This is a genomic window from Scytonema hofmannii PCC 7110 (assembly GCF_000346485.2).
Classification (GTDB): Bacteria; Cyanobacteriota; Cyanobacteriia; order Cyanobacteriales; family Nostocaceae; genus Scytonema; species Scytonema hofmannii.
The window spans coordinates 9,705,856-9,720,043 of the sequence record NZ_KQ976354.1 but is presented as its reverse complement, the minus strand read 5'-3'; the positions used below and the strand labels follow the sequence as shown (position 1 = coordinate 9,720,043).

General features: G+C 41.8%; 14 protein-coding genes. 9 read left to right on the top strand and 5 right to left on the bottom strand.

Going from position 1 to position 14,188, the window contains the following annotated elements:
* The first annotated feature begins 14 nt into the window (after nucleotides 1-14).
* The 5 genes from WA1_RS40930 to WA1_RS40910 all read left to right on the top strand — a co-directional run bounded on the left by WA1_RS40930 (nucleotide 15) and on the right by WA1_RS40910 (nucleotide 6,137).
* Nucleotides 15-2,174, top strand: coding sequence for a GumC family protein (locus tag WA1_RS40930; protein ID WP_017742822.1), 2,160 nt, complete (start codon nucleotides 15-17; stop codon nucleotides 2,172-2,174).
* Between the two features lie 76 nt (nucleotides 2,175-2,250).
* Complete coding sequence (locus tag WA1_RS40925; RefSeq protein ID WP_017742821.1) at nucleotides 2,251-4,425, top strand: hypothetical protein; 2,175 nt, start codon at nucleotides 2,251-2,253, stop codon at nucleotides 4,423-4,425.
* 36 nt (nucleotides 4,426-4,461) lie between these two features.
* Nucleotides 4,462-4,842, top strand: coding sequence for a DUF6883 domain-containing protein (locus WA1_RS40920; RefSeq protein WP_017742820.1), 381 nt, complete (start codon nucleotides 4,462-4,464; stop codon nucleotides 4,840-4,842).
* A gap of 25 nt (nucleotides 4,843-4,867) precedes the next feature.
* The gene (locus WA1_RS40915) at nucleotides 4,868-5,110 is read left to right on the top strand and encodes a DUF4926 domain-containing protein (protein ID WP_017742819.1); all 243 of its coding nucleotides are present in this window, start codon (nucleotides 4,868-4,870) and stop codon (nucleotides 5,108-5,110) included.
* 265 nt (nucleotides 5,111-5,375) lie between these two features.
* Nucleotides 5,376-6,137 carry a hypothetical protein gene (locus tag WA1_RS40910; RefSeq protein WP_017742818.1) on the top strand — a complete coding sequence of 254 codons (762 nt, stop codon included), beginning with the start codon at nucleotides 5,376-5,378 and terminating at the stop codon, nucleotides 6,135-6,137.
* Here WA1_RS40910 and WA1_RS61980 read toward each other — a convergent pair.
* Nucleotides 6,128-6,250: a DUF4351 domain-containing protein gene (locus WA1_RS61980; RefSeq protein ID WP_081403036.1), complete on the bottom strand. Its 123-nt coding sequence runs from the start codon at nucleotides 6,248-6,250 to the stop codon at nucleotides 6,128-6,130. The genes WA1_RS40910 and WA1_RS61980 overlap by 10 nt on opposite strands.
* A 286-nt stretch (nucleotides 6,251-6,536) precedes the next feature.
* Nucleotides 6,537-6,710: a hypothetical protein gene (locus WA1_RS56040; RefSeq protein WP_272819334.1), complete on the bottom strand. Its 174-nt coding sequence runs from the start codon at nucleotides 6,708-6,710 to the stop codon at nucleotides 6,537-6,539.
* Between the two features lie 442 nt (nucleotides 6,711-7,152).
* On the opposite strand from WA1_RS56040, the gene WA1_RS40905 reads away from it, so the two are divergent.
* Both WA1_RS40905 and WA1_RS40900 read left to right on the top strand, forming a co-directional pair.
* Nucleotides 7,153-7,761, top strand: a complete 609-nt coding sequence (locus tag WA1_RS40905; RefSeq protein WP_017742817.1) for a cupin domain-containing protein — start codon at nucleotides 7,153-7,155, stop codon at nucleotides 7,759-7,761.
* Between the two features lie 72 nt (nucleotides 7,762-7,833).
* Complete coding sequence (locus tag WA1_RS40900) at nucleotides 7,834-8,577, top strand: DUF4386 domain-containing protein (protein ID WP_017742816.1); 744 nt, start codon at nucleotides 7,834-7,836, stop codon at nucleotides 8,575-8,577.
* A gap of 393 nt (nucleotides 8,578-8,970) precedes the next feature.
* On the opposite strand, the gene WA1_RS40895 is transcribed toward WA1_RS40900, so the two are convergent.
* Nucleotides 8,971-9,771 carry an SDR family oxidoreductase gene (locus WA1_RS40895; RefSeq protein WP_017742815.1) on the bottom strand — a complete coding sequence of 267 codons (801 nt, stop codon included), beginning with the start codon at nucleotides 9,769-9,771 and terminating at the stop codon, nucleotides 8,971-8,973.
* Between the two features lie 202 nt (nucleotides 9,772-9,973).
* Between WA1_RS40895 and WA1_RS40890 the strand changes: the two genes are divergently transcribed.
* Entirely contained in the window at nucleotides 9,974-12,148 is a 2,175-nt protein-coding gene (locus WA1_RS40890) for a BAR domain-containing protein (protein WP_017742814.1), read from the top strand.
* Nucleotides 12,149-12,286: 138 nt separating this feature from the next.
* Here the strand turns inward: WA1_RS40890 and WA1_RS40885 are convergent, their stop codons facing one another.
* Together WA1_RS40885 and WA1_RS40880 are read right to left on the bottom strand one after the other, a co-directional pair.
* On the bottom strand, nucleotides 12,287-12,655 hold the full coding sequence (locus tag WA1_RS40885) for a clan AA aspartic protease (RefSeq protein WP_017742813.1): 369 nt from the start codon (nucleotides 12,653-12,655) through the stop codon (nucleotides 12,287-12,289).
* Nucleotides 12,652-12,924, bottom strand: a complete 273-nt coding sequence (locus WA1_RS40880) for a hypothetical protein (RefSeq protein WP_017742812.1) — start codon at nucleotides 12,922-12,924, stop codon at nucleotides 12,652-12,654. Before WA1_RS40880 ends, WA1_RS40885 begins: the two co-directional genes overlap by 4 nt.
* Before the next feature lie 271 nt (nucleotides 12,925-13,195).
* Between WA1_RS40880 and WA1_RS40870 the strand changes: the two genes are divergently transcribed.
* On the top strand, nucleotides 13,196-14,167 hold the full coding sequence (locus WA1_RS40870; protein ID WP_017742810.1) for a TRAFAC clade GTPase domain-containing protein: 972 nt from the start codon (nucleotides 13,196-13,198) through the stop codon (nucleotides 14,165-14,167).
* Nucleotides 14,168-14,188 lie beyond the last annotated feature (21 nt).

The following is a 14,188-nucleotide window of genomic DNA, read 5'->3' as shown; positions in this document are numbered from 1 at the left end:
TATTTAGTGTTGCTATGACTCCACCGATTGTTAAACGCTACCTCATTGCTTTTGATAAGTACAAGTGGATTGGTCTTGCTAGTTTTGGTTTGGTTGTAGCGGGTTCAACTGTGGTAGCTTTGCAACCAGAACCAGCACCTACTTATATAGCGAATGGTGCGTTGACCTACGCTCGTCCACCAGTTTCTTTTTCGGCAACTGGTACTGAAATTAACCTGCAAGGGCAAGAACTCAGTGAGGAAATTTTGCTATCAGATCAAATCGTTGAATCTGTAGCTACAAAATTAAACATCAACCCCAAGAAAATTGCGACAGGTATTAGCCTGACACTACCTGTAAAAGCTAAAGAAGCAGCAGATCCACAGCCACCAACAACAATTGAATTAAGATACAGAGATAGCGATCGCAAACGAGCAAAGGAAACCTTAGAAGAATTGATGGAGGCAATGATCCGTTTAAGCTCTGACATCAATACAAGGCGATTAAACTCAATTATTGCAAAAGTCAACGAACGTGTACCAGCCGCTAAACGAGATTTACAAGTTGCCGAGCGCAAACTAGAACTGTACGATCGCAGAGAAAGACCGGCAATATTGGCTGCTGAGAATGGGAGTTTGCTCAATGCAGTGACTAGCAGTCAAATTCAACAAAGGCAAATTCAACTCACCCTTTCAGGAATTGAGGCTCAAATTCGGAGCATTCAAGAAAAACTGGGTTTAAATGTCAATCAAGCCTACGTTTCTTCTGCTTTGAGCGCAGACCCAATTATCGCCAACTTGCGAGCACAAATCTATCAAACGGAATCTCAAATAGAAGTTTTCCGGAAAGATCTCCGACCCGATCACCCAACTATGGTTCAGCTGCGGCGTCAGAAAGAAGCTTATGAGAGCTTGTTACGCCAACGCGGTGGAGAGGTGATAGGGGGTCAAGATGGTGCAGCACCTTTGGACAGGACTGCATCCATTCGCGCTCGAAGCAACCTAGACCCCGCAAGGCAAAACCTCGCAAATCAAATGGTAGCTTTACAAACCCAACGCGAAACGCTGCGACAGCAATTCATAGACCTTGGGAGAGATGAGACACGACTGCGGCAAGAGTATGCTTTGATACCAAACAAGCAATTAGAGCGATCGCGTCTAGAACAGGAAGTCGCACTGAAAAAAGCGGTGTACGACCAAATGCAGGTGAAGCTGACTGACGCTAAAACAGCAGAAGCGGAAACGGTGAGTAGCCTTGGTGTTGCCAGACAAGCCGTATCTCTCCCTGTTGTGACACCACCCAAGAATGCAGCGATTACCTTAGGTGTAGGTAGTTTACTGGGACTAGTTGTTGGTGGTGGAGTCATATTTTTGTTAGGAGCACTCGAAGGAACTTTCAAAACCAAAGAAGATATCCGCGATACTCTCAAACAACGCGAAATCCCTCTCTTGGGCGAATTGCCTTTGATACCAGTTGATGATTTGCCACCTGGAGCATTGCCAGTTGTCTTATCTCCAGAGTCCCCCTACCTGGAATTTTATGAGAAGTTCCGCAGCAATCTGCGCCGGATTGGTGGTAGAACCTTAAAGGTCGTGTTAATTGCCAGTACTAGCAGCAGTGAAGGTAAGACCGTGAGCGCTTATAACCTTGGAGTCGCCTCCGCCCTGGCTGGAAAACGCACTTTGATTATCGAAACCGATTTGCGATCGCCCTCTCATGCGTCATCGTTGAGAGTCAGCCCCGACCCCGACGCTATTGTCGATCCATTACGCTACTACGCTAGTTTAAGCGAATGTATCCGCTTAGTACCAGATGTGGAAAATTTATACATTTTGCCCAGTGCAGGTCCCGTGCGTCAAGCTGCTGCTGTTCTGGAATCCAGTGAATTTAGGCGGTTGATGGAAGATGTCCGCGAACGCTTCGATTTTGTCATATTAGATACTCATTCTATGAGCTTATCGAACGATGCTCTGTTAATTCAGCCTTATAGTGACGCCATAGTGCTTGTAGCACGACCCAACTATACCCAGGAAAATATGCTAACTGAAGCTATTGACCAATTAACAGAATCAGAATTGCCACTGTTAGGAACAATTGTCAATGGTGCTGATATCGTTGTAACCGCACCTCAGCCACCTCTACAACCACCCAATACTCCCCCAGAAGAAGAACTTTCCATCGGAGCTAGAAGATAATAATCAGTGACCAGTGACCAGTGACCAGTGACCAGTGACCAGTGACAAATGACAAATGACAAATGACAAATGACAAATGAACACAATTAAGACTGGGGGCATAACCAATATTTTTGAAAAACGCCGTTCTCTGGCTTCAAAAATCACAAGTATAGAAGCTGATTTTAAATCTTTAGAAGCGGTGATACAAAGTCTAGAAGAAAATCACCAGCAGTTATTAACGCGCATTAATATCTCAAATACAGTTGAAGTTTTGCCAGCGCTCGATCTAACGCAACTACAACAAAGTATTAGGAATGAGTTAGAAAAACTGCATAAAATTAAAGAACGTTTTTGTCGAGAAACAATAAAAATTGGCGTTGTTGGACGACCTAAACAAGGAAAGAGCCGATTATTACAGAGTTTAACTGGGTTAACGAGTGCTGAAATTCCAGATGGACACAGACAGCATTGCACAGGAGTTTACTGTAGTATCCATAATAATTTATTAGAGGAAACTTATGCAGAAGTGTGGTTTTATTCCGAACATTCGTTTCTTACAGAAGTCATTCATCCCTACTATGAAAAACTATCTTTGGGGCTAAAACCTAGGACCATAGATGAATTTGTAGCTAAACCTCTACCTTTATTACCAAGTGTTTTTTCTTCAGAAACAGACCAGGAAACCATGTATTTGCGCTTGGTAAGATATCACATCAATGTAGAAAAGTACCGCCATCTCATAGGACAACCTTCTCCCCGTCGCATTTCTAAAAATGAAATTCCAGAGTATGTTGCACAAGAAACTGCTTACGGACAGCAAAGCTTTTTTAACTACTTAGCTGTTAAAGAAGCAAAGATTGTTTGTAAATTTCCTAACACTGATGTTGAAAAATTTGTCTTTGTAGATATGCCTGGTATTGGCAATACAGGTATTTGCAACGAGGATTCCCTTATCAAAAAAATAGCACAAGAAGTTGATGCAATTTTGTTTGTACGAATGCCAAAGTCAATAGGGGACAGTTGGCAAGAGGTAGATATTAGTTTATCTGAAAAAGTACGGACTGTAATAGCTGATTTGCCATCTCATGTATGGTCTTTTATGGTCCTGAATCGTACAGAAGCTCATTCACCATATCGAGATAACTCAAAAATTTGCCAAGATTTAGTATTAGACATTACAAATAAAAGTATAAATATTGATGAATACATAATAGCTAACTGTGCAAACAGCCAAGAAATCCACAAACTTTTAGAAAGGTCACTAAATCATATGGAGGAAAAAAATCTTGATTTAGGTTACAAAGACATCTTGTTGAGCCAGCAAAAATTAGCTATAGTGCAAAGCAAAGTTAATGCTGAGTTAGATAAAGTGGGAAAAGCTCTAGATTTAGCAACTCAAGATGCTAGGGAACTTGCATTATTTGAAATAAAGTTCCAAGATGTTGTGCGGGATTTAACAAATGGTCTTGAGAAGCTGCTTCAAGAACTGCGAAAAAACCGAGAATCCGTTGATTTGGAATTCAAAAAGCAAATTGAAACTGCTTTACAAGCGTGTCGAAGTGATACAGGAATTCCTTCAATTCAAGAAATAGAACATTGGTATAGTCTGGAAAAAAGCTACCGTGGGGTCTATGAAAAGTATTTACATGAAATCCGCGCCCGTTTCTTACAACATCTTCTGTTATTGGATGAAGGGTTAAAGCGATCGCTCAACAAAGTCAAATCACAAGTAGCAAAAGTACTTATTGACAAGGGACATTTAGGAAGCTTGACACAAGAACGAGGGGCTGAATTTATTCATGGAGTTGCTACTCAAATATCAGATGAACTGATTCCAGGGATACCAAGCCAGTTAAAATACGGATTCAAAACACTTGATGAATATCAGCTTTCTTACCGAGGGTTTATACAGCATCGCCTTCGTAAATCCCTTGATGGGTTAACTCCGAACGAACCTGTCGCGCCCAAGCTAACAGGAGCGACTTCAGCCGAACAAGTACTTTTAAATCTCAAAATTGCTCATGCGGAAACTCTCAGTAAGTGTGAAAATGCTTTGAAGCAGTTGCTCAGCGAACCAAATCAAGCAGCTTATGCCATTGTAGAAGAGTTTTTTGACACGATTCTTCGCAGAACAAATATAGAAAGCGAGTGGCGAATCTTTTTACAAAATGGGAGAGAGGAAAGCCGAGCAGAAATTCCACAAGAAAGCGATCGTCCTTTGACATCACGCGACGTACTCGATTTAGTACAACCCGCACCAGTCAAGTAGTATTATATAAAGGCTTAGATTAACCATTCATACATTATGAACAATCCAGGAGGTGAAACAGATAATGAGGAACAAGTTACTGAGTGGGAAGCCACTCATTTCACTGGCGATCTCCGAAAGTTTTCAGACTATGTTTTAGTACCTAACCATAAAACTGGCAAGGACAAAATATTTATCGATACTTTAGGTTTTCGTCCTAATAGTAATGAGGATGCACAAGAACTTTTATCAACTTATATCAGTCAAGCTCAAGCAAAATTTAACCAAAAGGATTACGTTGTTGGAGAGAAAGATCGATATGGACAGAGATGTACCATAGTCGTTGAGATTCGAGGTAAACGACTTTTAACAGGATGGATTCTGAGTACAGATGGTACACTAAAGTTAGCAACTCCATTTTCTGGATTTGCACGCTAATCATAACGTTAAGGAGAGATTCGTGATGTTATTGGAACAATATTCAGTTATTCAACTTGTGACAAATCGCTATCAGGATAGAGGAGTCAAGACTGGAGCAATCGGGATTATCCTAGAAGTATATGGTGATGAAGCTTACGAAGTTGAGTTTTCCCGTGAAGATGGTACAACAATTGCTTGGTTTGCAGTCCAGCAAAATGAGGTAAAACCCTGCAACGAATCAAGTCTCAATGCAGTGTCAAAGCAAGTCTCAAACCCCACTTTTTGACTAGAAAATAATTGCCACCCACTGCCAAGATTTATTATCAGTAAAGCAAAAAGTTTTTAAGAGAAGACCGATGCCTGCGGCGGGCTAGTACATAAAGTCAGAAGTACGGTGGCAGAGGGCAGAAGGCGCAAAAGCTTACAATAAAAACTTTTTGTCTGTTACTAATGGTTGCTTTATTTCCGCCGTGCTGTACTAGTACTAAATAATGCTTGCTTGATTTAGGAGAGAAACCTCTTGACACCACGATTAAATAATAGAAATATATATGATATATAGTAATTTACTTGATAATGTACCAGCTATCCTAGGTTTAGGTTTTACAGGCGTTTGGCTTATTTATAAAGCTATGTTAATTGCGTATAAATTAGATATAGTCAGGGAAGTTAGGAATTGGTTTAATCACAGACCAATTATCATTCCTTCTTTATTTTTTATAAGTTCTCCATTTATTTTAACGTTCATGTCTAAGAGTTTTTTTAACAATTCAGATGATTTGATAAAGGCTTTTACTCCAATCACTTGCATTGCAGCTTATATCGCGTATCAACAGTACCAAGTGAATCGGCAACAGTTAAGAAAAAATTTATCTGACAAGCGATTTCAAGTTTATGTATCCACCATGACTTTAGTTGCTGTTGCTATAAAAAATATCCCCGAACTTATAAAAGAAAAATGCATTAATTTTGAGCCTCACTTTTACGAATCACAATTTTTATTTGGTGCAGATGTTAACAAAAAACTCGAAGAAATTTATTCAAAAGCCTACGATTTAATGAGCTATAAAGAAAATATTAAAGAACTTAATGACTATGGGACAAAGCAGTCACAAGAAAATCCTGATTGGTATAATGATGAAAAGGGAGAATCAGACAAAAATCAGAATATTCAAGACTTAAAATATAATTGCAAAAAAAGCAAGGAAATTAGAGAATGGTTTGAGAAGGAAAAAGACGCAATAAAGTCTTTATTTCATCCATATATAGATTTATCAAGCATTGCTATTGAGCGAGATAAAAATTACTGTTGATCCAACCAAACGAGCAAATCCCTAACCAAAGTAAAATTTAACAACGCCTCACCCAGTACTTCTAATTCCTTAACTAACAAAGAACGGCAGCGTTTAACTAGCGTGTCTTCAATATAGGACTCCTATTTAATTTTTGAAATATACTTAGGGTGGGCAATGCTAGCCTTGTCAAGGTGGATCAAAACTTCAGAAAATCAATAGCTCCCTCACCTCTTACCTCTGCGTACTCTGCGTCTCGGCGGTTAAATAAATTACTTTTAAACCTTACTAGGCGCAGAGATCGCACCAGAAAGGCTTACAGGCGCTTATAGTCTAAATTTCAGCAATCTGACCTTCATGCAGTCAATAATGGCTATCCTGCTTGACCAGCAAAGGTCTCAAGCTTATTTTTTAACAAATTTAGCACGCGCTTTGTACGCAAGAACCTCGTATCTCCAGAACTCCACCCAGGAAAGACAGCCGATACCCTGGACGGTCTAATAATTGCTCAACGGCTTTGAACTCTCTCCAGGTCAGTCCCTCAAACAGTAGGGGCGATTCTTTTCTGGGTGTTGCGATCGTTGCTGAGGTCATTTGAGTCTCCAGTCTGTTTCCAGATTAGAAATAATTAGGTTTGGAGAACAATCTCTTTATTGTAACTTTTTTTGGGAGATTGCACTAAGATGAGTTTCCTTCTCTTAATGGCTTACGGATTCTGGTTGTGGACGATAATAATGTTTTGATTAGTAACATCGGCGTTTGCTGGAGAATCCGAACGCATTCGTGCGCTTGCGGCTGGGTTTCAAATACATATTTCCAAACCAGTTGACCCGACTGAGTTAATTGCAGCCATTGTGAAGTTGGCTGAACTCAACGGATTAGTTTAAGAAATCTCAGACAAAATAGAGAAGATTTTTCAACTGGCGTCATCTGTCAATTTTTTGGCACGGCAAGTCATTTTATACATGAGCAGAAAACCTTACCGTTGGACTATAAGTAATTGCATGAAATTACATAGCCAACCGAGGTATTTATAATGACAAGCCCAGATTTTTCCACAAGTGAAGAAACATTCTTAAACAAGCCAGAACCGATCGTGAATCCAGTAACGGGCGATCGCATGACCATTCTGCACCCATCGCATCAAAATCATGGAGCTTATGCCAAAATTTGCTTTGACTTACCTCCTGGAGGCAAAGGTAGCCCGCTACACTACCACACCTCAATGGATGAAACCTTTACCGTGCTGAAGGGGTGTCTGGAAATGGAGGTGGGGCGGAAAGGCCATCGACGCAGTCTGCAAGCAGGCGAAAGTTTACAGGTTCCGGCTCTGATGCACCATAGCTTTTGTAACACCTCGAATGATTGGGTCACATTTACCACGGAAAACAGACCCGCCGCAGGGTTTGAGCGGTTTCTCCGGGGGCTGTATGGGTTGGCGATTGACGGCAAAGTTAATGCTGAAGGAATGCCGACTAATTTATTGCAACTCGCTGTCTTACTAAAATATTCCGACACAGTTCCGGTAGGTTTATCGCCAATCCTCTTCAACTCAGTCATCAACACATTGGTTTGGGTGGCTCAATTACTCAACGTTGAGCGATCGCTCCTCAAATATTGGCACCACAACAAGCTGGGTGCTTGATGACACCTCTACACCGGGCGATTGACACGGGATTATTGCTAATTGCACTCACATTATGGGGAGGAATCTTTAATGAACCGCTTACAACTCGTTCGCACCACAGGTATTCTATTAATTTTTCTGGTCGTGCTTTTGAACGTCCCTTACAGCCTGCTGATTCAAACCTTTGAATATGACGATATTCTCCGTAAGCCAGTGGATTATGTCCTGACTCAATTTCATGCAGGTGGAGCAAGGTTGATTCTCACCTGGTTTGTCTTTGGCTTAGCAGCACTGCTATTTATCCCTACCAGTATTCTGCTGCACAAAGTTCTTGACCGCGAAGACACGCTCTATCTTACCACTGCAACATTTATGGGTGCTATTTCCGGTATCCTTCAGGCGGTGGGGCTAATGCGTTGGGTGTTTGTCGTTCCCATCCTGGCAAATCTTTATACAGATACAACTGCCAGCACAGCTACACGTGAGGCGGTGAGCGTAGTCTACCAGGCAGTGCATCAGTATGGGGGTGTCGTGATTGGTGAGCATCTCGGACAGTTCTTACTGATCGGCTGGACTTTGGGAGTTGGGATGGCAATGCGACCATCGCCGCTATTCAAGTCCTGGGTCGCTTGGTGGGGGTTGCTCACCACACCACTGTTGCTGCTAGGGCAAAGCGAACTATTAGCAACAGTAATTCCCGCAATGCCTGTAGTAGAAGCTACACCCGTAGGATTCATCTTGTGGGAAATCTGGTTGCTCATAGTTGGCATATCGCTGCTGAGAGTGCCTCAAAAACGACTGATTATTCAAACTAGAACAGATTTAAAACTCTAAGCTATTAACTCTATGCAAATCATTCCTCTCACCAATTCGCCCAACAGTCTTAGGGATTTCCAGGAAATAAATTATCCCATATTGTGGGACGGGCGTCCCCGCCCGTCTTCTATGTAGTGGCGGGGAGGGGCGGGCGAGGACGCCCGCACCACAAGAAATTTTGGGATATTTTTTTATTTGGAAGTCCCTTATAGAAGTCCCTAGGCGCGTAGCATTGAAATGCCGAAAGCCCGATCTATAATGACCGGGCTTTTAATATATAGATAGTCGGGCTAGATGCCCTCGGCTAGTATAGGGTTAGACATAAGTGATTACTCTGATAATATCTACCACTGCCCATTCAGTAGTTCCGGAAAATTCTCTCTCCAAAGTAGTAATTTCCGCAAGGTAGCACTAAAGTTGAGCAAAAAGCGTTTCCCAGTCAATCGCAGAAGGTCTTTGTCCTTGGTTGATGATTTCAAACGCTTTCCTTTCAGAACGAGGATTGTGAATGCACTCCACACAGACTGCGGCTACATCAATGCGGCTGGTTTGCCCTGTCAACGTGTCTCCCGTACCCAAAACCACACCATATTTGCCTGCTGTTGTCGCTTTCAACAAGGTGTTCAGGTCATAAGAAGTATAGGGACCATCAATCAAACGCCCAGGGCGGATGATGGTGTAAGGCAATCCAGAATTGATAATAGCTTCCTCGCCCTTCAGTTTGGCATCCAATATACCAAAACCATTGAGGACGCTGTAAGGAAATTGAGATTTGTGGAGAACTCCACAGGAAGACACAAAGACAAAACGTTTCAGATTGTGGGGTGCGGCTGCTACCAAATTGCTGACCCCTTGTGCATCTACTTTTGAAGGGCTATTTTTTGCCCTCCTTTCGCGATCGCTACTATTAAGCAATAGCTGAATCCACTCAATTAAGTTAGGATTCGGCTCGAAATCCCATCTTTCGGAAGGAAAGGCGGTCGTCCCAGTACAGCAGATGATGTAGGCAACATCCTGTACTGCTGTGGGGAGTGTACTGGGATCGCGTATGTCACCAATAGCAATTTCTACTTTGCCCTCAAACATTTTCTCTGCTTTTGTAGAATTGCGTGTCAAAACGCGAACTTTCAAGCCTTTCTCTAACAGTTTGCTCACCGCTAACTGACCTACCCCACCAGTAGCGCCAGCAACCAATACTAAATCTTCTGTCACGTTAAAAAAACTTTTAACTACATATAATTAATAAAGTCTAACGCAAATAAACCTTACAGACTTCCAGTCTGTGGCTTCAAAAACGAAGCCCACCTACGTGGGCTAAAATCCTTATAGCCCGCGCAGGCGGGCTTTGCTTGTATAGCCCACTCTTCTAGAGTGAGGGCATTTAATAAAACAACTGATATACACAAGCTTTTATATGAACGCAACAAATCGGGCTGAAAAAATTATCAGCATTATTGAAAAACGCCGTCCCATAGCACAGAAAATTGAAAAGGTGGAAGCCAATTTAAAATCTCTCGCCTCTGCACTTCGTTCTCTTGAAAACCATCGCAATGAATTGCTAACGCGAGTGGATGACGCAAATGCGATGGGGCGTTTAAAGGAAATTGACTTGGGGCGGCTTCAACTCAGCATTTCTGCTGAATTAGAAGTATTAAACAAGCTAAAAGTACGTTTTTGCCGAGACACTCTCAATATTGGAGTTGTAGGACGAGCAAGGCAAGGAAAAAGTCGTCTGCTACAAAGCTTAACAGGGCTTACGGCTGCTGAAATTCCCGATGGAGACAGGCAGCATTGTACGGGTGTCCGCAGTATTATTCATCATAATCCTAATGTAGAAACTTATGGTGAAGTCTGGTTTCATGACCATCGCTCATTTTTAGATGAGGTCATTGCTCCTTATTACGAAAAGCTATACTTAGGTGCAAAACCAATAACAATTGCTGAATTTGCCGCTCATCCTTTGCCATCCCTACCCAGCAACCTTCCCGGATATGCCGAACCGGGGGCGATGTACGAACATTTAAGTCGATACTATACCCATTTAGAAAAGTATCGCCATCTTTTACAAGAACCTTCACCCCGTCTCATTTCTCGTAACGAAATTCGCGAGTATGTTGCTCAAGATACCCCCGATGGTCAAAGGGTATTTTTCAACTATTTAGCAGTACGGGAGGTGAAAATTGTTTGTCAATTTCCTAACACTGATGTTGGACAAATTGCCTTGGTAGATATGCCTGGATTGGGAGATACTGGTGTTGGGGATGAAGAACGACTGATGAAAACTTTGGGACAAGATGTTGATGGCATCCTCTTTGTGCGGATGCCAAAGTCATCTGGTGACTACTGGGCAGATGTGGATGTACGTTTGTATGATACAGCACGTGCTTCCCTCGTGGATTTACCAATTGAGTTATGGTCTTTCATGATTCTCAATCGGACAAATTCTGAGTCAAAAAATGGTGATAATTACAACAACTGTCAAGACCTAGCAGATACATTAAAGGAAAAACATCTGAAGGTGGTTGATTGTTTGACTGCTAACTGTGCCAATATAGAGGCAGCAAGTGTAGTTTTGGTGATGGTACTTAATTACTTAGCCGAAAACATTACCTCATTAGATGAGCAATATGCCTCTTCGTGTCAAGACAGGTTAATGCAACTCCAAAATGGTGCGATCGCAGAATTAGAAAAAGCACGGAAAGCTTTAGGTGAAGCAGCACAACAAGACAATTGGTTTCCCGTCTTCTTACAGCTATTTGACGAGCTTTGGAATGATGTAACCAGTGGTTTGGAAAAACTGCTGAGACATCTCAAACAACAAAGAAACGCTCAAGACATTTATTTTAAACAGCAAGTAGAAGCGGCTGTTGAAGCTTGTCGTGCAGACACTGCTATCCCTAGTTTAGAAGAGATTGAGAAAAGACGCGATCGCGTTGGCGGGTATCCCAACGCCTACTATGAATACTTAAATGAACTTCGCTCCCACCTGTCACAACATTTCCTCGCCCTAGATAGCGGATTGAAGCAATTGCTTTTTAAAGTCAAATCTCAAGTGGTAGAAGTGCTGGTAAATGAAGGACGATTGGAGGGATTAACAGAAGCCAGAGGTTATGAATTTTTGAATGAAATAGCCAATCAGTTACCCGAATCCTTACCAAAATTAAAGTTAGGATTTCAAATCCTCGCAGAATTTGATATTTCCTACCGGGGACTCATCCAGCATCGCATCCGCAAGCATTTAGACGGTTTGACACCCGACGAAACCTCACTGCAATTGTCAAAATCTCCCTCTGCAAAAGAAATCTTAACTAACTTGAAAACCCTTCATGCAGAAGCTTTATATGGTTGTGAAACAGCTTTAGAAGATTTGCTATGCGAACCCAGCCTTGCTGCATTTGCCATAGTAGAAGAGTTTGTAGATCGCGTACTGCGTGCTGAGGGAGCAAAAACAGAATGGCGCATCTTTTTAGAAGAAATTAGAGCCATTGTTTGGCATGATGAATTTGAACAGCTTGGCGATCGCACTCGATTGCGTCGGGAGTGGCTTCACTCAGTAGATAAGGCAATGATAGCTAACGATATTTTGTGAGAAAAAAGATTTCTGACTTCTCTAAATCTCACACCTTTAGTTGACAACTTGCCGTCAGTACAGTAGTTTTGTGAGAAGCTGTGATTTTTAGCACCTTATTACCACTAAATATCGCGTTATAAGTAAACACGCCCAAACTTACAAAATTTCATCAATCACAACTGAACCACCTTCGTAAAAGTCTACACTGAGGTGATAATCCTTGATTAGTGCAGTCCCAATCAGTGGACGGCGACCCATTGCCAGCACCACAACCTCACGCTCTACCCCATGCCAAATAATAGTTGCTAGATAAACCTGTGTCATGACATTCATGTCATTAGCAAGATTGGCACTGATACGAGTGACATAGGGCAGATCGAGAGCAGTAACCATATGAGGCGGTAAGGTTAAAGCTCCTTCAAAACCTGTATCGACAACACACTCTATTTCTACATCCGCTCGTCCCGAAGAACGGAGAATAATATTGATTCTTGCCTGAAGTCCAACAACAGTTCCGTGTATCACAATGCAGTCCTTGTCAACGTGCCGCCGATTGCATAAACTGCGTTAAACCCAATTCTCTCTGTCCAGAGGACAGCGTTGATATGTCGAGCCTGCAAGCGGCGACACGTTATAAGCAAATCATCGTCAATTTCGTAATCACCCGATTCAATATCGATCGAAATAATTTTGCCAATGTTTTCTGTTGTTTCTACTTGGGCGCGGATTTGCTTCTCGTAAATCTCTTTGCCACGTCGAGCAATTTCTTCGTCACTGAAAGTAGGATAGGGCATAGATGTGCTCTGCTCAAGTTGTTACACTTTCATTCTATAGGCTAATAAATAAACTTTACCAAGGATAAGCAAGACATGGATTTGATGTCGTTCAAAATTGCGTTGATGCTCCTCAAAATTACCCTGGTGCTCTTCGTTCGTGGAGGCTCCGCCTCCTAGAAAGGAATTCCAAGACGGAGCCAGGGAATGAGTGGGGAGTCTGACCCAACATTCGCCAACAGTCTCCTCTAAATAGCTCCTCTGCAATTTTTGCAATAACATATTAGGAAACATGGACGAACTGAAAATTACAATGCTTGGACCGAGTGGCGTAGGTAAAACAACTCTTTTAACCGCTCTCTACGAACAATTTGAAAACACGATTGGTAAAACAGATTTACAACTGACACCTGACGAAGAAAGTTCGGCAATTTTGCAAGAACGTTTAATGGAACTCAAAAGTCTGTTGAATGATTTTGAACCAAGAGGAGGAGTTAGCGGGACAGAAGGAGAACCCGAACATCTTCGGTCTTTTGTTTTTGGTTTGGGAAAGAAAGGTAAAAAACCTTCTTTAGAACTCCACTTTCAGGATTATCCAGGAGGTTACCACGCGGCTAAAGCCACTCCTGAAAAAAAGCAATTTGTTAAGAAAATGCTGACAGAATGTGTTGCCGTATTAATTGCTATAGATGCGCCTGCTTTAATGGAACAAAAAGGGAAATGGCACGAGCAAATTAATAGAGTACAACAAATGACCGATTTATTTAAAACAGCTTATCAAGAGTTAGAATCACCAAGATTGGTGATATTTGCGCCTGTGAAATGTGAGAAGTATTTAAAAGATGAAAAAACGGCTCAAGAACTGTTAATACGTATTAAAGAAGGATATGCAAAATTAATAGACCTGTTTAATTCAGCAGTATTACTACCCAAAGTCGCAGTTGTTGTCACTCCCGTACAAACCGTGGGAAGCGTTGTTTTTTCCAGAGTAGAAATAGATAGTAACATACCCCATTTTCTCTTTCGGAAAACGAGTCATGATGCAGCCTATAGTCCCACGGATAGCGAGCAACCTTTGCGGTATCTCTTGAGATTTTTATTAAAACTTCATTTAGATACGCGTCATTGGGGCGTATTTAATTTTCTGCGCGATTTATTGGGTAGAGATTATTACCTGAAAGAAGCCATTCGTCAGTTCGCCAGTGAGTGTAAAGCGAGTCATGGATTTGCTATTTTACAAGGAGAAGACTTATTAAAAGTCTAACAGAAAATCCCTACTCCCCAT

Bases quoted from the DNA above. Each gene is read 5' to 3' on its own strand.
- WA1_RS40930 (WP_017742822.1), top strand. From the start codon at position 15: ATGACTCCACCGATTGTTAAACGCTACCTCATTGCTTTTGATAAGTAC.
- WA1_RS40890 (WP_017742814.1), top strand. From the start codon at position 9,974: ATGAACGCAACAAATCGGGCTGAAAAAATTATCAGCATTATTGAAAAA.
- WA1_RS40900 (WP_017742816.1), top strand. From the start codon at position 7,834: ATGAACCGCTTACAACTCGTTCGCACCACAGGTATTCTATTAATTTTT.
- WA1_RS40910 (WP_017742818.1), top strand. From the start codon at position 5,376: ATGATATATAGTAATTTACTTGATAATGTACCAGCTATCCTAGGTTTA.
- WA1_RS56040 (WP_272819334.1), bottom strand. From the start codon at position 6,710: ATGACCTCAGCAACGATCGCAACACCCAGAAAAGAATCGCCCCTACTG.
- WA1_RS40925 (WP_017742821.1), top strand. From the start codon at position 2,251: ATGAACACAATTAAGACTGGGGGCATAACCAATATTTTTGAAAAACGC.
- WA1_RS40915 (WP_017742819.1), top strand. From the start codon at position 4,868: ATGTTATTGGAACAATATTCAGTTATTCAACTTGTGACAAATCGCTAT.
- WA1_RS40905 (WP_017742817.1), top strand. From the start codon at position 7,153: ATGACAAGCCCAGATTTTTCCACAAGTGAAGAAACATTCTTAAACAAG.
- WA1_RS40920 (WP_017742820.1), top strand. From the start codon at position 4,462: ATGAACAATCCAGGAGGTGAAACAGATAATGAGGAACAAGTTACTGAG.
- WA1_RS40870 (WP_017742810.1), top strand. From the start codon at position 13,196: ATGGACGAACTGAAAATTACAATGCTTGGACCGAGTGGCGTAGGTAAA.
- WA1_RS40880 (WP_017742812.1), bottom strand. From the start codon at position 12,924: ATGCCCTATCCTACTTTCAGTGACGAAGAAATTGCTCGACGTGGCAAA.